Annotated in this window: 14 protein-coding genes and 1 riboswitch; of the genes, 8 read left to right on the top strand and 6 right to left on the bottom strand. The window is 74.2% G+C overall.

What is annotated here, in order from left to right; genetic code table 11:
- Positions 1–214 precede the first annotated feature (214 nt).
- From H7H31_RS30550 to H7H31_RS30535, 4 genes are all read left to right on the top strand, one after another.
- A complete protein-coding gene (locus tag H7H31_RS30550; protein WP_187061767.1) occupies positions 215–547 on the top strand; it encodes a putative quinol monooxygenase in 333 nt (110 codons plus the stop codon).
- A 211-nt stretch (positions 548–758) separates the two neighbouring features.
- The gene (locus H7H31_RS30545; RefSeq protein ID WP_187061766.1) at positions 759–1,853 is read left to right on the top strand and encodes a glycosyl hydrolase family 18 protein; all 1,095 of its coding nucleotides are present in this window, start codon (positions 759–761) and stop codon (positions 1,851–1,853) included.
- A gap of 414 nt (positions 1,854–2,267) precedes the next feature.
- Complete coding sequence (locus tag H7H31_RS30540; RefSeq protein ID WP_187061765.1) at positions 2,268–3,857, top strand: hypothetical protein; 1,590 nt, start codon at positions 2,268–2,270, stop codon at positions 3,855–3,857.
- A 141-nt stretch (positions 3,858–3,998) separates the two neighbouring features.
- Positions 3,999–4,976 (top strand): phosphotransferase family protein, encoded by a 978-nt coding sequence (locus tag H7H31_RS30535; RefSeq protein ID WP_187061764.1) that lies wholly within the window; start codon positions 3,999–4,001, stop codon positions 4,974–4,976.
- Between the two features lie 187 nt (positions 4,977–5,163).
- Here the strand turns inward: H7H31_RS30535 and H7H31_RS30530 are convergent, their stop codons facing one another.
- Positions 5,164–5,526: a cupin domain-containing protein gene (locus H7H31_RS30530; RefSeq protein ID WP_176160517.1), complete on the bottom strand. Its 363-nt coding sequence runs from the start codon at positions 5,524–5,526 to the stop codon at positions 5,164–5,166.
- 265 nt (positions 5,527–5,791) lie between these two features.
- Here H7H31_RS30530 and H7H31_RS30525 point away from each other — a divergent pair, with 265 nt between their 5' ends.
- Positions 5,792–6,907, top strand: coding sequence for a TAXI family TRAP transporter solute-binding subunit (locus H7H31_RS30525; protein WP_232110155.1), 1,116 nt, complete (start codon positions 5,792–5,794; stop codon positions 6,905–6,907).
- A 102-nt stretch (positions 6,908–7,009) separates the two neighbouring features.
- Here the strand turns inward: H7H31_RS30525 and H7H31_RS30520 are convergent, their stop codons facing one another.
- Together H7H31_RS30520 and H7H31_RS30515 are read right to left on the bottom strand one after the other, a co-directional pair.
- Complete coding sequence (locus H7H31_RS30520; protein ID WP_232110154.1) at positions 7,010–8,386, bottom strand: sensor histidine kinase; 1,377 nt, start codon at positions 8,384–8,386, stop codon at positions 7,010–7,012.
- Positions 8,383–9,162 (bottom strand): response regulator transcription factor, encoded by a 780-nt coding sequence (locus H7H31_RS30515; RefSeq protein ID WP_187061762.1) that lies wholly within the window; start codon positions 9,160–9,162, stop codon positions 8,383–8,385. Before H7H31_RS30515 ends, H7H31_RS30520 begins: the two co-directional genes overlap by 4 nt.
- Positions 9,163–9,365: 203 nt before the next feature.
- Here H7H31_RS30515 and H7H31_RS30510 point away from each other — a divergent pair, with 203 nt between their 5' ends.
- The gene (locus tag H7H31_RS30510) at positions 9,366–9,806 is read left to right on the top strand and encodes a GNAT family N-acetyltransferase (RefSeq protein ID WP_187061761.1); all 441 of its coding nucleotides are present in this window, start codon (positions 9,366–9,368) and stop codon (positions 9,804–9,806) included.
- Here H7H31_RS30510 and H7H31_RS30505 read toward each other — a convergent pair.
- Complete coding sequence (locus tag H7H31_RS30505) at positions 9,784–11,508, bottom strand: MFS transporter (protein ID WP_232110153.1); 1,725 nt, start codon at positions 11,506–11,508, stop codon at positions 9,784–9,786. The genes H7H31_RS30510 and H7H31_RS30505 overlap by 23 nt on opposite strands.
- Positions 11,509–11,727: 219 nt before the next feature.
- On the opposite strand from H7H31_RS30505, the gene H7H31_RS30500 reads away from it, so the two are divergent.
- The gene (locus H7H31_RS30500) at positions 11,728–12,084 is read left to right on the top strand and encodes a hypothetical protein (RefSeq protein ID WP_187059695.1); all 357 of its coding nucleotides are present in this window, start codon (positions 11,728–11,730) and stop codon (positions 12,082–12,084) included.
- 64 nt (positions 12,085–12,148) lie between these two features.
- Here the strand turns inward: H7H31_RS30500 and H7H31_RS30495 are convergent, their stop codons facing one another.
- Together H7H31_RS30495 and H7H31_RS30490 are read right to left on the bottom strand one after the other, a co-directional pair.
- On the bottom strand, positions 12,149–13,825 hold the full coding sequence (locus H7H31_RS30495; RefSeq protein WP_187118170.1) for a DUF1266 domain-containing protein: 1,677 nt from the start codon (positions 13,823–13,825) through the stop codon (positions 12,149–12,151).
- 205 nt (positions 13,826–14,030) lie between these two features.
- Complete coding sequence (locus H7H31_RS30490; RefSeq protein ID WP_187059740.1) at positions 14,031–15,314, bottom strand: transglycosylase family protein; 1,284 nt, start codon at positions 15,312–15,314, stop codon at positions 14,031–14,033.
- A 3-nt stretch (positions 15,315–15,317) separates the two neighbouring features.
- Positions 15,318–15,511, bottom strand: a riboswitch (cyclic di-AMP (ydaO/yuaA leader).
- A 987-nt stretch (positions 15,512–16,498) separates the two neighbouring features.
- Between H7H31_RS30490 and H7H31_RS30485 the strand changes: the two genes are divergently transcribed.
- Positions 16,499–18,559, top strand: a complete 2,061-nt coding sequence (locus tag H7H31_RS30485; RefSeq protein ID WP_187060066.1) for a serine/threonine-protein kinase — start codon at positions 16,499–16,501, stop codon at positions 18,557–18,559.
- The last annotated feature ends 45 nt before the right edge of the window (positions 18,560–18,604 follow it).

Here is an 18,604-nt window from a genome sequence, read left to right as displayed (position 1 = left end):
AAGGCGGCGGGCGGGCCGGCCGGGGTCGGGTCCACCTGGCGCGGCGGCCCGGCCCGCGAGCCGGGCCGGATGCCGCCGGGGCGTGCGACATGCCTGGTGGGAGGGGGTTAGGGTGCTAGGTCGGGCGCCCCGGACCAGGCGCGCCACCGGGCAGCGTCAGCGGCGCTCGACGGGCTCCGACCGCTGCCTCCCACCCCCACCCCGAGGAAGCCGCATGATCTTCATCACCGTGAAATTCACCGTCCGCCCGGAGCGGGCCGACGACTGGATGGACGTCGTCCACGACTTCACCGAGGCCACCCGGAACGAGCCGGGCAACCTGTTCTTCGAGTGGTCCCGCAGCGTGTCCAACCCCCACGAGTACGTACTGGTGGAGGCGTTCCGCGACGGCGAGGCCGGCCGCCAGCACGTGGAGTCCGCGCACTTCGCCGCGGGCATGGACGCCATGTCGTACGCGGTGGCCACCACGCCGCAGATCGTCTCGACCGAGATCCCCGACATGGACGGCTGGGGCCAGATGGCCGAGGTGACGCCCCGGAGCGCCTGATGCACCGGAACGCCTGACGGCGCGCGCTGGTCGCGGGCCCGCGCGGTACGCCGCGCGGGCCCGTCGCCGCTCCCGTGGGCCGCGTGCCGCCCGGCGCCGCCGGGGTGCGCTCCCCCGCCGGACGCCCCGTCACCCCGCGCCGCCGTGGCCCGCGCCGCCCGCTCGGCCCACCACGGGTGCGGGGCCGCGCGGGCCGGCCGAGACTGGGCGGGTGACCGTCCTCCGCGCGCTGGCCGCCCTCCCGCTCCTCGCCGCGCTCGCGCTGTCGGCGCCCGTCACCGCGCCGGCCGCGCCCGCACCCCCGAGCCCCGCCGCCGCGCCGGCGGCGGCCGGGCGAACCGTGTCGGCCTGGCTGCCGTACTGGCAGCAGGAGGGCGCCTACCGGGACGCGCTCGCCCACGCCGACCAACTGCACACGGTCAGCCCGTTCTGGTACGAGGCGACGTCCGACCGGCGGTTCACCGCGCACCCGGGCGCGGGCGACCGGCGCGTCATCGACGGCCTGCGCCGGGCCGGCGTCAAGGTCGTGCCGACCGTGACCGAGGCCCCGGACGCCGCCGCCATGGCCGCGATGCTCACCGACCCCGCGCGGCGCGCGGCCCACGTGGCGGCGCTGCTGCGGCTCGCCGCCAGCCGGCCCTACGACGGCCTCGACCTGGACTACGAGCGGATGAACCACTCCGCCGACGCCGGCGTGTTGCGCCGGGTGCGCGGGGGATTCACCGCCCTGGTCCGCGAGGTGTGCGCGCGGCTGCACGCGCGCGGCCAGCGGTGCACCGTGGCCGTCTACCCGCGCACCCGGGCGCGCGACACGGCGCCGGTCTACGACTACGCGCGGCTCGGGCGCGCCGTGGACGGGTTGCGCATCATGGGTTACAACCTGCACAACGCCCTCGGCCCGCCAGGACCGTTGAGTTCGCCGCGCTGGTACGACGCGATCCTGCGCTACGCCACCGCGCACGTCCCCGCGGCCAAGATCGAGATGGGCGTCCCGGCGTACGGCTGGGACTACCGCACCGGCGACCGAGCCCGCGCCACACACCGCACCACCCGGGAGGCGCAGGTCCTGCGGCGCCGGGTGGGGGCCGCCCTGGAGCGGGACGCCGACTCGCGGACGCCGCACTTCCGGTACGTCGAGGACGGGCGGCGGCGCGAGGTGTGGTACCAGGACGCCCGTGGCATCGCCGCCCACCTCCCGGTGCTGCACCGACACGGCGTGACCCGCACGGCCCTGTGGGCACTGGACTTCGAGGAGCCGGCGCTGTGGCGGACGTTGGCCCGCGGCGGGCCGGCCCGGAAGCCGTAGGGCGCACGCGGCGTGCACGGGAGGCGCGAGGGCCGACCGGGCGCTCGCTCCCCCGACGTGAGGGGGTGCCGGTCACACCCAACCCCCATGCACTGCACAGGCGTTGGGCGATCCTTGTGGTCACCTCCACTGCGCGGCGGCTGTCTTGCGCGTTGACAGCGGCGCCCGTCTCGCGACCAGGGTGATCTTCCGTTATTGGAAGTGAGCGCGCCCGGAGATCACTTCACGCTGATCGAGGAGCACGCGGAGGCCACCGCGAGGGCGGTCGACACCTGACTGGCGGAGCTGGGGCAGCCCGCCTGCCCCGTACAGAGCCGGCCCGGCGCGGGCCCGCGCGCGTGGGCGGCGGACCGAAGCGCCGCCGCCCACCCCCCGGCTTTGCCCTCCACATCACCGCCCTGCATGCTGCGGTTCATGTTCGAGAAACACGGCGTTCGCCCCGACGGGTTACTGATCGGGGCCTGCCTGGCCGTCGCCGTCACCACGCTCGCGGCGCTCCCCCTGTCGCTCGCACCCGGCTGGGACGAGCTCGTCTACCTCAGCCGCTACGCCCCGTACGACCCGGCCACCCCGTTCAGCGCGCCCCGCTCGCGCGGGGTGCCCCTGCTGGTCGCCCCGGTCGCCTCGGTGACCGACTCGGTCGTCGTGCTCCGCTGCTACCTCACGGCCACCGCGACGCTCGCCCTCTATCTGGGCTTTCGCCCGTGGACGCGGGTGCTCGGCAGCGCGCTGGTCCCGGCCGTCGCGGCGGCGGGGTACGGCAGCCTGTGGATCGCCCTGTTCTACGCGGGCGCCGCGATGCCCAACCACTACCTGGCGATGGCGGCGGTCGGCGCGGTCGGCTGCTTCCTGCTCGCCGTCGCTCCGCGCGCCACCTCGGCGAGCGTGCCCAGCCCCGCGTCCGCGCGCCCGGCGCGCGGCCCGCTGGTCGGGCTGGCCCTCGCGCTGTGCGTCGCCGCGCTGATGCGACCGAGCGACGCCGTCTGGCTCGCCGCCCCGCTGTTCCTCGCGCCCCTGGCCGTACCGGCCTGGCGCAAGCTCGCGCCGGCGGCGGCCGTGGCCGCCGGACTCGCGGCGGGCCTGGTGCCGTGGGCCGTCGAGGCCCACACCCGTTTCGGTGGCGTCCGCCAACGGTTGCGCGAGGCCAGCGACATCCAGGGCGGCATGCGCCCCACGTTCTCGCTGCCGGAGTACGTCACGACGCTGGACGGCCCGCTGCTGTGCCGGCCGTGCACGGGCGACGCGGTGGACTGGCCGGCGGTCGGCTGGTGGGTGGTGCTGCCGCCGCTGGTCGCCCTCGGGCTGTACGCGGCCCACCGCGCCGGCCGGGCCGGCGCCGCCTGGCTGGCGGTCCTGGTCGCGACGGCGACGGCGGCCACCTACCTCGCGTTCCTCCCGTACGCCGCACCGCGCTTCCTGCTCCCCGCCTACGCCTTGCTGGCCATCCCGGCAGCGCTGGGCGGCATCGCCGCGGTCCGCCGCGCCTGGCCGTCGACCGGCACGGACAGCACGGACGGCACGGACGCTACGAACGACACGGACAGCGCCGGGCGGGCCGGGGCTGCGGGCGCACGCCTCGCCGCGCGTGACACCGCGCGCCGGCGCGTCCGGGCCACCGTCGTGATCGTGGCGCTGGTGGGCGTGTGCGTCGCGCACGGCACCGTGCAGTGGGACATGGTGCGCCGCCACGTCCGCGTGCAGGAGCGGGCGCGCGCCGACTGGCAGCACATCGCCGTCGTCCTGCGCGAGCAGGGCGTGCGCCCACCGTGCCTGGTGGGCGGAACCCACGCGGTCGTGCCCATCGCCCACGCCGCGGGTTGCCGTTCGCAGCGTGACACCCCCGACGGCCGTGAGTCCGGCGGCGGGGTGCCCGACGCCTTCGTCCTGCGGGGCGACCGCCGCCCGCCGCCGTGGGCCCGCGCGTGGCCCCGCCACCGGGTGCCGGACGCCCACTACCGGGGCTGGCGGGTAGCGGTGGCCCCGCGCCCGGGGGGCGGGGGCTGAGGGCCTCGCACGCGACGTGGGGCAGCGGTTGAGTGGGGCAGTTGGGGCAGTTGGGACAGTGCCCCTGGCCGGTCGTACGCGAGGAGGGGCCCATCGCCGCGCGGGACGCGCCCGCGCGGGGGCCGGATAGTGTGCCCATCCATGGGTGAGGGGGCCGAGGGCATCGGCGTGGGTCTCGACAGTCAGGGCTGGAGTGCCACCCGTTCCTGGGTGGAGAAGGAGCTGTGCGCGGCGGAGCGCGTCGAGGAGGTCGAGCGGCTGCGCGGCGGCTGGACCTCGGAGATGCGCCGCCTGGATCTCCACGGTCCGGACGGTCGGCGCTCGCTCGTCCTGCGGTCCTTCGTCAAGCCCTTCTTCGTCCGGCACGCGGAGGGCCTGTTGACCCGTGAGGCGACGATCCTGCGCCTGCTCGGCGACACGGACGTGCCCGTGGCCACGCTCGTGGCGGTGGACGCGACGGCGCGGTACTGCGACCACCCCTCCTTGTTGATGTCCCACCTGCCCGGAACCGTGCGCCTGGCCGACCAGGGTGCCGACGACCGCGCCGAGTTGCTGGCTCGGCAACTGGTGCGCATCCACCAACTGCCGGTGACCGCGCGACAACGGCCCCGCGCCTACCAACCCTGGGCCTCTCCCGAGCGGGTGACCGCGCCCACGGCCACCGCGCGGCCCGAGCTGTGGCGGCGGGCCGTTGACGTCATCCGCCGCGAGCCACCGCACTACCAGGGGTGCTTCCTGCACCGGGACTTCCACCCCGGCAACGTCCTCTTCACGGGCACCACCGACGATCCTCGGATCAGTGGGGTCGTCGACTGGGTGGAGACCTCCTGGGGGCCGGCCGACCTGGACGTGGCCCACTGCTCGACGGCTCTCGCCCTGCTGCACGGGGTCCCCTCGGGCATGCGCTTCGCCGATCGCTACGTCGCCGCGGGAGGAACCCTGACCGAAGACGGCACCGCACACCTCTACTGGCGGCTGCTGGACGCGCTGGCTTTCGCCCCGGACGCCGAGAAGGTCGCTGTTCCCTGGCGTGAGCTGGGCCGCGTCGACCTGACGGCCACGGTCCTGACGCACCGGCTGGAGGCATACGTCGAAGCCCTCCTCAGCCGCTATGCCTGAACCGTCATCCCCGGGTGAGTGCCTACGGACGAGTCCCCGCGCTGCGGGTCAGCAGCGCGTGCGCGGCCACGTCGGCGGGCGCCCTCGCCTGTCGTAACGCCACACGGTGACCCGACGCCCCACCAGTGACCCCGACTCGAGCCACCCGCCAAGGCCCCCGTCGCGCCAGCCGACCACGGAAACGCCCTCAGGGAACCTGGTAGCCGGGGACAGAGGGCCAGCGGACCGTCAGGAGCACGGACTCCTCCTCCGCGTACCACGAGTGGTCGACGCCCCGGCCCCACACGACGTAGTCACCTTGTTCGGCCAGCAGAACACTGCGTCCGGGCAGCTCTACTCGGAAGCGCCCGCTGATGAGGACCTGCAGGGTGGTGCGCTCCTCACCGGTCACCCACCGAGCCCGTTCATCGCCCCGTGGGTGGACGCCCCACTTGATCTCCACGTCCTCGCTGTGCCGAGGATCGGAGGCGTCCTTGAAATGGCCCAGCAGCCATCCCCGGTCCAGTGCGGCGTCCCTGCCCGCGTTCCCCACGTACACGCTGTCGGTCATGGCTCCGGAAGGTAGCAGTCGGCGGCATCGACACTCACGGCAGCGACTACCGCCACCTGCGACAGCCCACGCCGACGCCGGACCGGACGGCCCCGGGACAAGCGGCGACCGGCGAAGGCGCCCCGCTGCCGCTCGTGCTCCCGTTGGTCACCCCGCGCCGGACGCGCACCGGCACGGCGTACGAGCACGCCGCTTCGGGCGCCGCCTGTCGCCGGGGTCCGCTCCGCGCGGCGTCGCCGACGCCCCCCTCGTTACGCTGCGGGGCGTGACCAACCCGGACGCTCGCGGCGCCGACCGCCACCCGGACCTCCCCGCCCGCCTCGACGCCTGCGTCGACCCGTCGGCGGCGGGCGGGCCGAAGCCGGTCCTCGGAAACCCCTCCGGGGCCGAGGGCCGCACGGGGCCGTCGCGTTCGGGCGCGGGTCGGCGTCGGTTAGTGCGTGGCGGGGCGGGTGGGGCGGCGGCGCTGGCCGCGTGGGCGCTGGCCGGGCGCCCGTCCGAGCCGGGGCCGGTGCGGCGGCTGCGGCTGGCGACGGGGCCCGAGGGCGGCCCGTACAACGCCTTCGGGCGGGCCCTGGCGGCGGCCGTCGCGGCGAGCGGACAGCGGCTGGAGGTGGTGCCGGTGGCGACCGCGGCGAGCGTGGACAACCTGCGCAAACTCGCGGCCGGCGAGGTGGAGTTGGCGTTGACCATGGCGGACGCGGCGCAGGACGCGGCGCGCGGCAGAGCGCCCTTCGCCAGGCCGGTGCCGCTGACCGCGCTGGCCCGGGTGTACGTCAACTACACGCACTTGGCGGTCCCCGCGCACGGCTCGGTGCGCTCCGTCGACGACCTGGCGGGGCGCCGGGTGGCCACCGGGGCCACCGGCTCGGGGCTGCGGACGGTCGCCGAGCGGCTGTTGTACGCGGCGGGGCTGGCCGGCGACCGCGCCGTACGCGAGGCACGCCTCGGGCTCGGCGAGTCGGCGCGGGCCCTGCGCGCCGGCGACGTACACGCCCTGATGTGGTCCGGAGGCGTCCCCACCCCGACGCTGGAGGCGCTCGCGCGGGCGATGCCGCTGCGGTTGTTGCCGCTGGACGCCCTGGGGCGGGAGCTGCGCACCACGTACGGGGCCGTGTACGCGCCGGTGACCTTGCCCTCCGGCGCGTACGGGCTGCGCGCACCGGTGCGTACGGTCGGGGTCAGCAACTACCTGGCGGCGCGCGGCGACGTGCCCGCGCGGGTCGTGCGGGCGTTGCTGCGGGTCGTCTTCGGGCGCTGGCGCGAGTTGCTGCGCGAGGTGACCGCCGGCGCCCGCCTCGAACCCCGGTTCGCCATCGCCACCGGCGCCGTGCCCCTCCACCCGGGGGCCGTCGACTACTACCGGTCGGTGTACGGCTGACGCGGCCCGTGGCTCGCGGCTCGGCGGCCTGGCCTGGGCACGCCGCCGCGCGACCGGGTGGGCGGGCGAGCGGGGTCGCGGTCCGGTGACGGGTCGTACGGGCTACGGCGTCGCGGCGGCGGGCAGTCGCAGTTCCACCGCGAGGCCGTGCGGCGTCGCGGGCGCGATGGTGAGGGTGCCGCCGCTGGCGCGGGCCAGTTCGTCGGCGATGGCCAGGCCGAGGCCGCTGCCCGGCAGGTTCTGGTGCGCGGCGCCGCGCGCGAAGCGCCGTACCAGGGCGGCGTGCTGGTCGTCCGGCACGCCGGGCCCGTCGTCCCTCACGCGCACCGTGACCTGGCCGTCGCGGGCGACGGCGTCGATCCGCACCCGGCCGCCGGGCGGCACGAACTTGGCGGCGTTGTCGAGCAGCGCGTCGAGCACGCGGCCCACCGCGCCCGGCAGCGCGCGCACCCGCAGCCCGTCCGCGATGTCGGCGGCCAGCCCCACGCCCAGCTCCCGGTAGACCGGCGCCCAGGCCACAGCGCGCTCCCGGGCCGCCGCCGAGGCGTCCTGGAGGGTGCGCTCCGCGGTGCCGGACTCCACGCGGGCCAGCGCCAGCAGTCCGTCGAGGAGTTCCTCCAGCCGCTCGGCCTCGTCCAGCGCGCGGGTGTGCTCGTCGCGGCCGGCCGGTGCCAGGTGGGGTTCCACGTTCTCCAGTTGCAGCACCAGCGTGGCCAGCGGGTTGCGCAGTTGGTGGGAGGCGTCGGCGACGAAGTCGCGCTGGCGGCGTATCGACTCGGACATGCCCTCAGCCATGGCGTTGAAGTGCCGCCTGAGCCGGCGCAGTTCCGGCGGTCCCGAGTCGGAGACGGCGCGGGTGTGCAGGCTGCCGGCCGCGAGGCCGCCGACGGCCCGGTCCAGGTCGCGTACGGGGCGCATCAGCCAGCGGGTGATCCCGCCGGCGGCCAGGGCCGCGGCGGCGAAGGCGACGAGCGCGCCGGCCGCGATCAGCGACCAGCGCGTCGTCACGTCACGGCGGGCCGCGTCGGTGGGCACGGCAAGGACCGCGGCCCCGCTGACCCGCTCGTCCCGCCCGACCGGCTCGGCCAGCACCACCATGTCCGGGCCCCAGGGGCGCACGGTCGGCAGCCGCTCCGTGGAACGCCCGGCCAGCGCCCGGTCCTTGGCCTCGGCCACCCGTGGCCCGGACCACCAGGAGGGCGGTCCGGCGCGCAGTACGGCGCGGCCGTTGGTGTCGGTGATGAGCACGCCGGCGCCGTACAACTGGGCGTAGCGGTGGATCTCGGCGGCCAGCTCCGACTGGTCGGCCTCGGTGAGCCCGCGATCCGCGAGGTCGGCGAACCGCACCGCGTCGGCGCGCCGCTGGAGCAGCAGGTGTTCGGTGCGCCCGCGCGCGTACGCGTCGGCCAGCGGTACGGACAGCAGTACGGTCGCGGCCCCCATCAGCGCCATGAGCACGGCCAGCAGCCTGCGCCTCACCGGTGCGCCGGCCCCAGCGCCGCGGGCGGCTCCTGCGCGTCGCCGGCGGCCGGTTCGCCGCCCGTCCCGGGGCCGAGCTGGTAGCCGAACCGGTGCACGGTGCGCACCAGGTGGGGCCGGCCGGTCTTGGTGCGGATGCCCGCGACGTGCACGTCGAGGGAGCGGGACGCGGCCCGGAGCGCGTCGCCCCAGAGGCGGTAGAGGATCTCCGCGCGCGAGTGGGCCTCGCCCGGCCGGGCCGCGAGGTAGGCGAGCACGTCGAACTCGCGCCGGGTGAGCCGGACCGGCGCGCCGGCCACGGTCACGGTGCGGGCCGCGAGGTCGATCACGGTGTCCCCGGCGCGCACCGGCCCCGGCCGGCCGGCCGCCGACTCCCCCGGCGCGGACGGCGCAGTGCCGGGAGCGCCGGGAGCGCCGGGGGCGAGGCTGGTGCGGCGGCGTACGGAGTCGATCCGGGCCATCAGCTCGGCCATCCGGAACGGCTTGACCACGTAGTCGTCGGCGCCGGCCCGCAGCCCGCCCACGATGTCGTGCTCCTCGCAGCGCGCGGTGACCACGATCAACGGCGCGGCGCACAGGGGACGCAGCCGGCGCAGCAGCTCAAGCCCGTCCAGGTCCGGGAGGCCGAGGTCGAGGAGGACGAACTCGGCCTCCCCGGCGTGCCGCAGGGCGTCCTGGGCACGGCTGACCCGGCGCACGGTGTGCCCGCGCACGGCCAGCGCCGTGCCGAGGGCGTGCGCCATGCGGTCGTTGTCCTCGACGAAAAGGGTGTGCATGAGGACTCTCCTGGTGACCGGGGACGACGGCTACGGATTACCACGGCCCGGCGCCGGATGCGACGGCCGGGCCGACCGGCCCCGTGCCGGGCCGGGCCGCGCCGCACGCTGACTGTCGCCCGCGGGCCGCGGGCCGGCGGCCGGTCAACGCGAGCCGGGAGCCGCGCGCGTGCCGAGGGAGCCGGCACAGTAGTTTGACGATCATGGCGGACTGGAGCTTGCGGCCGGCTGCGGCGGCGGACGTCGAGGCGGTGGCCGCGCTGCGTGCCGTGGTCCTGCGGGCGGACCTGGAGCGACTCGGGCGGTACGACCCGCGACGGGTGCGGCAGCGGCTGCGCGACGGGTTCGACCCGGCGCACACCTGGGTGATCGAGGTTGGTGGGGCGTTCGCCGGCTGCGTGGCCCTGCGACCGGCCGCCGGCGTCCGCTGGCTCGAACACTTCTACCTCGCCCCGGAACGCCAGGGCGGCGGCATCGGTTCGGCCGTGTTGGCCGAGCTGCTGGCACGGTGCGACCGCGACGGCACCCTGGTCCGGCTGAACGTGCTGCGCGGCAGCCCGGCCTGCCGCCTGTACGAGCGGCACGGGTTCACGGTCGAGAGCGAGGACCCGGTGGACGTGTTCATGGTGCGCCGGCCGACCTGAGCCCGCCGACCTCGGCCTTGGCCTTCGCCTCGGACTCAGTGGTCGCGGCCTCGGTGGTCCCCGCCTCGGCGGTCGGAGCAGCCGTGGTCGGGGCGCCACCCGGTGCGAGAGCGCCGGCCGGAGGGGAGGTCTCGGTCGGGGCGGGGTCGTCGGCCGCTTCCTCGGCGCGGCTGAGGGCGACGTTCCTGGTGTCCGGCATCAGCAGGTAGGTCACCAACGAGACGAACGCGCAGCCGGAGACGTACCAGAAGAACATCGACTCGTGCCCGCTGTTTTTGAACCACAGCGCCACGTACTCCGCGGTGCCGCCGAACAGCGCGTTGGCGATCGCGTACGGCAGGGCCACTCCGAGCGCGCGCACCCGGGTGGGGAAGAGTTCCGCCTTCACGGCCGCGTTGATCGACGTGTAGCCGGTGACGACCACCAGGGCGATCAGCGAGAGGCCGAGCGCGGGCCAGTACGAGGAGGCGGAGCCGAGGGCCGTCATGATCGGGTACGTCCCGACCGTGCAGCCGACGGCGAAGGTGATCAGCAGGGGCCGGCGGCCGATCCGGTCGGACAGCGCGCCGGCGAACGGCTGGAGCACCGCGAAGACCGCGAGCGCGGTGAAGCTGACCAGGGTGGCGGTGTTCTTCGGCATCCCGGCGCTGCCGATCAGGTACTTGGTCAGATAGGTGGTGTACGTGTAGTAGGCCACCGTGCCGCCCAGCGTCAGGGCCATCACGAGACCGGCCTGGCGGCGGTGCTGCCACAGCACCCTCAGCGTTCCCGCGCCGTCGTCCAGGCCGTCCACCGACTTCTCCTGGAACGCCTGGGTCTCGGTGAGCCGCCGCCGCAGCCAGTAGACCACCACCGCGAACACCGTGCCGAGCAGGAACGGAATCCGCCACCCCCAACTCTCCAACTGGTCCTCGGTCAGGGTGTGTTGCACGGTGATGAGAATGCCGAGACCGAGGAGTTGGCCACAGGTCATCGACACGTACTGGAAGGACGAGCCGAGCCCGCGGCGGTGCCGTGCGGACGCCTCCGTGAGGTAGGTCGCGCTGGCCGCGTACTCGCCGCCGATGCTCATGCCCTGCAACAGCCGCGCGAGCAGCAGCACGAGGGCGCCGCCGTAGCCCGCCTGGTCGTAGGTCGGCGCGATGGCGATCAGCAGCGCGGCCACCGACATCATGGTGACGGTGAGCGTGAGCGCGCTCTTGCGGCCGTGCCGGTCGGCGGCCCGCCCCAGCACCCAACCGCCCACCGGGCGCATCAGGAAGCCGACCGCGAAGATGCCCGCCGTGTTCATCAGCTTGGTCGTCGGGTTGTCACCGGGGAAGAAGGAGTCGGCGAAGTAGATGGCGAAGCTGGCGTAGATGAACCAGTCGTACCACTCGACGAGGTTGCCCAGCGACCCACCGATCAACGCGAAGCGACGCTGCCGACGCTCCTCGGCCGCGTCGACCGGCTTGGCCGTCGTGGCCAGCTTGACCGGACTGACCGGACTGACCGGACTGACTGGGTTGGCTCGGTCGGCTGGGTTGGCTGTGTCGGCCGGGTTGGTTGGCTCGGCCGCGCGGGTCGCGTGAGTCGCGGGCGGTGCGTGGGTCGCGGGCGGCGGGTGGGGGCCGTCCGCCGCGCCCTCGGCAGGTGGTGTGGCGTGCGGGGGTGGGGAGGGTGAGCCGGTGGGGGGCGTCGGGATGGCGGCGGACGATGACATGGCGGCTCCACGAAGCTCCTGGTCGGGGTGGTGCGAGGTGCCCAGAGCATCGGGTGGTGCGCGGTCGCCTCACAAGGCGCGGCGACGAGATCTAACGTTCCGCTAAGAAAGCCACCGCGCCCGTGCGGTGCCGGCGCGCTCCGGCCGCCTTGCTACTATCCGCGACCTGGGGCGCGATGGCCCCGTGGGCAGCAGCACTCAGGAAAGCGAGGGGGTCGGATGAGCACGCGCACGCTCCGCACGTCGGTGGTCGCGCTCCTCACGGCCGGCTTCGCCGCGGGCACCCTGGGCACCACACCGGCCGAGGCGGCGGGGCTGCGGGGTGGCAGGGTCACCTGGTACGCGACGGGCGAGCGCGTCAGGGTGACGGACACCCGTGCCGACGGTTACGCGTTCGGTGTGCGCCTCTACGACACCAGGCGGCCCAAGGCCGTCAGGACCTGTGCGGTCAACGGCCGGGGCCGCTCACGGGTGTGTGACTTCGCCTTCCCCGAGGGCCGCCGCATCGTCATCGTGGCCCGTCTCAAGAAGGGCTCCCGGGCCGTGTACGCGGGCTCTATCCAGGTCCGTTCCTGACGGGACGCTGACGGGGCGGCCGTTTCTCCCCGACCTGGCCCCATCCCGTCCCGTCGGCGACCCGCTACTTCCAGGGCAGGTTCCGCCAGGGGCTGCCCGGGTCGGACATCAGCAGCCGGTGGGCGGCGACCATCTCCTCGTACCAGTCCCCGAACTCCTCCTCGTCGAAGTGCAGACAGCGCCCGAGGATGTAGGCGGCGGAGAAGTCCGCCCAGGAGCGGTAGTTGGCCTGGCTGAGCCGGCCCGCGCGCAGCACCGCCTGTTCGGCCTCCGACAGCGTGCAGTAGCGGGCGCCGAGTCCCCAGCGGGCCATGCAGGAGGCGCGCCCGTAGTCCCACGCCTCCACCGAGCGGACGAACCTGCCGTCGGCGAGCAGCCCGTCCGCGCGGAACCTGGCCTCGTAGCGGGTGATGCGGCCGATCAGCCGGCGCACGCCGGCGACCTGGGAACGCACCTCGGCGTCGCTGCGCGGCTGTGCCACCGTGACGCCGTCCGGGGTGATGCGCGGTTCGGCCGCCTCGGCGGCGTTGTGCCACAGCGCCCGCTCCGCCACCTGTCGCCAGTGGTCCACGTCGACGGCGCCGGCGAAGTCGAGCGCCAGCGAGCGGCGGATGCCGAGCGTGAACTCCCATACCGGGCTGGTCATCTCGGCGCGCAGCAGGAGTTCCAGGGTGCGCTGCCAGTCGGCGCGGGAGGTGATGCCCCACCACTCGCTCAGCCGGTCCCGCTCGGCGGTGTAGCCGCCGCCGTGGTAGGCCATGGCGTTCCACAGTTCGGCGTTGTTGACGCTGAGCAGCGCCCCGCAGGCCAGGCCGTGGGCCACCGGGCCGCGCAGCGGTCCGCCGACGATCAGGGCGCGGAGCTGGGGATGTGGTGGGGCGTCGGTGGCGGCGGCGCGGTCCGCGTGCTGCTGCCAGACCGCGCGGTGGCTCGGGGTGGTGGGGAAGTACGCCTCGCACGGGCTGCCCGGGTTGACCGCGAGCCACGGCGGGTCCTTGGGCCCCCACACCCGCGCGTACCAACCCAGCGAGCCGGAGTGGAAGACCGGGTCCTCGGCCGGCGCCGGCAGCATGCCCTCGGTGTACACGGCGAGGCAGTCGGTGCGGGTGCGCGGGTCGCGGTAGGGCGTGAAGACCACGGTGTCGGGGTGGGTGTCCACGCGCTCCCGCGAGTCCGCGACGAAGAGCGGGGTGTGGGCCAGCGCGGTGACGTAGCGGGCCCAGTCACCGCGGGTCTTCGCGTCGTACAGCTCCTGCTCGACGGCGCTCGGCGGCTGCCACGCGGAGGACCGCCACTCCGCCCGTGGCTGTGACTCTGCCGTCACCTGTGGCTGTGACTGTGCGGGTGACTGTGCCTGTGGCTGTTCGTGTGCCTGTGGCTGAGCCTGCCGCGCGTCGTCCCGTGGCAGGCTCGGGCCGTCGGCCGCCGTGGGCGCGTCGGACGGCTGTCGGCCGTCGGGGAGCCGGGGGGCGCCCGGCGGGGCGGGGTCGCCGGCCGGGTGCGGGTCGGTGGGTGGCGGGGGGTCGGCGGCGGGGCGGGGGGCCGGCGCGTGGCGCGGCGGGGTGCCGCCGGTGTCGGTGGGTGGGTCGGCCTCGGCCGCCGAGGCGTCGCGGGCTGCCAGTGTCTCGCGCTCGCCGACGCCGCGCGCCGGGCCGCCGACGCTCCGCACGGGACCGTCGGCGGTGCGCTCGGGCTCGGTGCCACCCTGTTTCGCGGGTTCCTCCCCGTTCCACAACCCCATGAGCGGGAACTCTACCCAGCACCCGCCTCGTAGCACCCGGGTGGCCGGCCACCGAATGCCCCCTCGGAAGGCGATTCTGCCCTCGCGGAACGCCGATGTGCCCCCGCGCCGGGTCGGCGCGGGGGCACATCGGGTGGTGCGGTGGTACGGGGAGCCCTCGATCAGCGATCGGTCAGGGGCGCCCGCTCAACGGTCGAGCCGCTGGTCAGAGGCTGACGCCCTTGCCGCGCAGGTAGCTGACCGGGTCGACGTCCGAGCCGTAGCCGGCACCGGTGCGCACCTCGAAGTGCAGGTGCGGGCCGCTGCTGTTGCCGGTGCTGCCGGACAGGCCGATCTGCTGACCGCCGGTGACCGACTGGCCGGCCGAGACGGAGAGCTGCGACAGGTGGGCGTACTGGCTGTAGTGGCCGTCCGCGTGGCGGATGACGACCTGGTTGCCGTACGAGCCCGCCCAGCCGGCCGAGACGACCTGGCCGGCGCCGATCGACTTCACGGAGGTGCCGGTGGCGACCGGGAAGTCCACGCCGGTGTGGTAGCCGCTGGACCAGCTACCACCGGACTGGTGGTAGGGGGTGCCCATGGTGCTGTTGGCCACCGGAGCGGTGAAGCCGGTCGCCGAGGGGGCCTCGGCCTGCGGCTTCGGCGCGGCCTGGGCGGCCTGCGGCTGCGCGGCCTTGGGGGCGGTCTGCTGCTTCGGCGCCTGCGGCTGCGCGGCCTTCGGGGCGGCCTGCGGGGCCGCCTTCTGCTGCGGGGCCTTGGCGGCGGAGCCGGCACCGGGCAGGGTCAGGTGCTGGTTCGGGAAGATCAGGTTCGGGTTGTCCCCGATGACGTCCTGGTTGCGGTCGTAGACCGCGCGCCAGCCACCGTTGACGTCGTGCGCCTGGGAGATCTTGAACAGCGTGTCGCCGGAGCGCACGGTGTACGCCTTACCAGCGGTCGAGTTCTGGGTGCGCGGAGCGGGCTTGCTCTCGGCCTTCGGGGCGGCCTTCGGCGCGACCTTGGGGGCGGCGGCCTTCGGGGCGGCCTTGGGGGCAGCCTGCGGCGCGGTGCGGGCGTCGCGGGTGGTGTTCGCCTGCTCGCGGGCACCGTCGGGGGAGACCTGCGGGGCCGGGCCGCCGGCGGTCAGGCCCGCCTTGACGGAGCACACGGGCCAGGCGCCGGGGCCCTGGACCTTGAGGACCTTCTCGGCCACGGCGATCTGCTGGTCCTTGGTGGCCAGGTCGGCGCGCGGGGCGTACTGCGCGCCGCCGAAGGCACGCCAGGTGCTGTCGGTGAACTGCAGGCCGCCGTAGAAGCCGTTACCGGTGTTGATGCTCCAGTTGCCGGTCGCCTCGCACTGGGCGACCTTCTCCCACACGTCCACCGAGGCGGCGTTGGCCTGGGTGGCACCGAGGAAGGGAATGGCGAGGCTGGCGCCGCCAGCGGTCAGCGCGACGGAAATACCGAGGCGACGCGGGCTGATGCGGCGGTGACGCGTGCGATGAGACATAGGGGTATCCCTCTCCTATGCCTGCGAGGTGAGCTGTCGGATTCGGGCTGGAGTTGCCCGGACGTGCCCTGTGCGGCGCCTGGCGCCACGACACGTCTTCACCCCAAGCCGACCGCGCTCGGCGCGGTACGGCACTTACCTGGTTCCCCCGCTCTTGCCGTCATGTCTTTGAAGTTTCTCCTCGGCCAGCGGCAAGATTCGGCATCCCGGCGTCGGATACCCGCCTTCGTTTCAGCGGGAGCGCCAACAAAACACATTCATTTCGCCGGCGACAAGCCATGAACCGCCCGATAAAGATCAATTAAGGCATTAGCTCGCAATGCGAGATAACACTGCGTACGTGATCCGTCTCCCGGGGCGACATCCTCCGGACACCCACAGCGGCCACACCCCCGACGGGGGCGGGGTCCGGCCAGGCGGCCGACATCGCATGGACACGCGGCGTGACAGATCAACCAGCGACACCCGTGAGCTGCACCACAGAGCCCGATAAGCCCGAACGGTCCGTTTTCAAGTGATCTTGTCGGACGCTCTCGTGGCGTCGGCGCACCCAACCAGTCGGTCCCACATGTGCCCCGTGCCACAGAAAACCGGCACGTCGGCGGGGTGTCTCGCACGCCTTCCCCTGAGGAACACGCTCCATGCCCCGTCCGGGTTGCCTCACTCCACGAGAAATCCCGCGCCCGCCCCCACGCCGCCCGCCCCGCCCCCGCCACGCGGTCTCGCGTGCCCCACCTGCTCCGTATACCTCGTATACCTCGTATACCTCGTATGCCTCGTGTCACCGAAGCCGACAGGTCCGGCCGGGGAGGGGCGAAGGCGGTTGGCGGACTCCGCCGGGCAGCGGGCGGCGACGACGGCCTGCCTCTCGGAGAGGCCGAGCCCACGCATCGCCCCCGAAGGCATCGCGTCGGGCACACACCCACGTCGGCGCCGAGTCGTCGAGCGGGCCTCCTCCTGACGCCGCGGCCACCGACGGGTTCGCCTCCCCCACCGCGAACACTCGCCCGCGTGACCCGCTGACGTTTCCGGGTCTCGGCGCTATCTTGTTCCACCACCGGCAGCACCTCCGTCCCCCCACTCAGGGCACGGTATTCAGCCCTCGTATCGCCTCATCTCGCCTCTCTCCGCGTACTTTTGACTGAGCGTTTACTGTGGCCTGGTTCAGGTTGCGAGGGGGGCACATGCGAGACGAAGACAGGGCCGGGGCCGGCGGAGGGCCCCACGACCCCTGGGCGGGCAGCACACCGGCGCGGGCGGACTCCGAAGCGGCACAGAGATGGCCCCGGACGCCGACGCACAAGGACTCCCCCGCGCCCGGCCGTCCGCACGTGGTGATCGAGGGCCGGTACGAACTGCTGGAGCCGATCGGCAGCGGCGGCATGGGCGAGGTCTGGAAGGCCCATGACCGACGGCTGCGCCGGTACGTCGCCGTGAAGGGCCTGCTCGACCGGAACGCGATGACCGCCGGCACCCAGGACGCGGCGATGCAGCGGGCGCGCCGGGAGGCGGAGGCGATCGCCAAGATCGAGCACCCGAACGTGGTGACGGTCCACGACCAGGTCGAGACCGACAACCAGGTCTGGATCGTGATGAAGCTGCTCGACGCCGGGTCGCTGGCGGACCTGCTCCGCAGCCAGCAGGTGCTCGCCGTGCCCAGGGCGGCGGACATCGGCCACCAGATCCTGCGCGGCCTGCGGGCGGTGCACGCGGCGTCGGTCGTCCACCGCGACGTGAAGCCGGGCAACGTGCTGGTCCGGGACGACGGGCTGGTCATCCTGGTGGACTTCGGCATCGCCACGTTCGTGGGCGCCGCCTCCCTCACCCGACCCGGCAGCATCATCGGCACACCCCCGTACCTGGCACCCGAACTCTTCGCACCCGGCTCCCGCGGCCCCACGCCCGCGTCCGACCTGTGGGCGCTCGGCGTCACGCTGTACGAGATGGTCGAGGGCCGCCTCCCGTTCGGCGGCAGCGAGGTCTGGGAGGTCCAGGAGAGCATCCTGCGCACGCCGAACCCGGTCCCCCGCTACGCCGGCCCGCTCGCCCCGGTGATCCAGGGGCTGCTGCGCAGCGACCCCGACGAGCGCCTGGACGCGGCCACGGCCGACGTCATGCTGCGCGAGGTGCTGGGCGGTCCGTCGCACGCGGGCCCGGCCAAGACCGAGACACCCTCACCAGCGCCCGCGCCCGAACCGGGCCCCGCGCCGAGGGTCGCCACTCCCGCCGCTGCCCCGGCCCCGGCTTCGCCCGAACCAGCCTCCCCCGACCCCGCCCTCGCGGGGGAGCGTCCGCGAAGCGGCCTCCGTAAGAGGGGAAAGGTGGTGGTGGCGGCTGTCACGTGCGCCGCACTGCTGATCACCGCCGGCTGGTTCGCGACGGACGGCTTCGGCTTCGGCGAGAAGGCCGAGGGCAGCGGTACCGCCGGCCCGGACCGTCAGGGCGGCGGCCCCGGGACGCCGACATGGCGGAAGGCGCATCCCATCCTGCGGATCGGCGTGAAGGACGACCAGCCGGGCCTGAGCGAGCGGGTACCCGGCACGAAGGACACGTACAAGGGCTATGACATCGACATGGCCTACAAGGTCGCCGAGCACCTGGGGTACACGGACAAGGCGGACGTGAAGTTCGTCCCGGTGACCACCGAGAACCGGAGCAGCGAGCTGGCGAAGAAGACGGTGGACCTCGTCGTCGCCTCGTACACCATGCGGAAGGACGGCGACATCGACTTCGTCGGGCCGTACTACAAGGCGGGCCGCGGCTTCCTGGTGCACGAGAAGTCGCGCAAGTACCCCGACATCCAGGGCCCCAACGACCTGAAAGAGCTCGGCGTGGAGGTGTGCACGCCGCAGAAGTCGACGTACTGGAAGGAACTGCCCAAGCTCGGCTTCACCATGATGAAGTCCCCGCCCGCCAGCTACCAACGCTGCCTGGAGAAACTGTTGGACGAGGACTCGCAGGTCTACGCCGTGGCATCGGACGACGTCATTCTCGCGGGCTACGAGAGCAAGAACCACGGCAAGGTCCGGCGGCTGGAGACCATCGAGGGTACGGAGGCGTACGGCGTGGCGATGCTCCCCGGGCAGCCGGTCCTCAAGCGCGAGGTGTGCTCGGCGGTGCGGAAGATCCTGGCGGACAGGAAGGGCTGGGAGTCCATGTACGAGAAGAACCTCGCCGCCCTGCTCGCCCCGCAGGGCCCACCGAGCCCCCCGGATCTGGACCCGAAGTCGTGCGAGGAGCCCTGAACGGGGCAGGGAAGCGTGCTCCTTGAGCCCGCTTCCCTGCCCCGA

It is taken from the genome of Streptomyces buecherae, from assembly GCF_014295035.1.
Taxonomy (GTDB): Bacteria; Actinomycetota; Actinomycetes; order Streptomycetales; family Streptomycetaceae; genus Streptomyces; species Streptomyces youssoufiensis.
This window is presented reverse-complemented; position numbering and strand designations above follow the sequence as displayed.

Coding starts and splice junctions, on each gene's coding strand:
- H7H31_RS30490 (WP_187059740.1), bottom strand. CDS start 15,314: ATGTCTCATCGCACGCGTCACCGCCGCATCAGCCCGCGTCGCCTCGGT.
- H7H31_RS30500 (WP_187059695.1), top strand. CDS start 11,728: ATGAGCACGCGCACGCTCCGCACGTCGGTGGTCGCGCTCCTCACGGCC.
- H7H31_RS30485 (WP_187060066.1), top strand. CDS start 16,499: ATGCGAGACGAAGACAGGGCCGGGGCCGGCGGAGGGCCCCACGACCCC.
- H7H31_RS30550 (WP_187061767.1), top strand. CDS start 215: ATGATCTTCATCACCGTGAAATTCACCGTCCGCCCGGAGCGGGCCGAC.
- H7H31_RS30535 (WP_187061764.1), top strand. CDS start 3,999: ATGGGTGAGGGGGCCGAGGGCATCGGCGTGGGTCTCGACAGTCAGGGC.
- H7H31_RS30515 (WP_187061762.1), bottom strand. CDS start 9,162: ATGCACACCCTTTTCGTCGAGGACAACGACCGCATGGCGCACGCCCTC.
- H7H31_RS30505 (WP_232110153.1), bottom strand. CDS start 11,508: ATGTCATCGTCCGCCGCCATCCCGACGCCCCCCACCGGCTCACCCTCC.
- H7H31_RS30510 (WP_187061761.1), top strand. CDS start 9,366: ATGGCGGACTGGAGCTTGCGGCCGGCTGCGGCGGCGGACGTCGAGGCG.
- H7H31_RS30530 (WP_176160517.1), bottom strand. CDS start 5,526: ATGACCGACAGCGTGTACGTGGGGAACGCGGGCAGGGACGCCGCACTG.
- H7H31_RS30495 (WP_187118170.1), bottom strand. CDS start 13,825: ATGGGGTTGTGGAACGGGGAGGAACCCGCGAAACAGGGTGGCACCGAG.
- H7H31_RS30540 (WP_187061765.1), top strand. CDS start 2,268: ATGTTCGAGAAACACGGCGTTCGCCCCGACGGGTTACTGATCGGGGCC.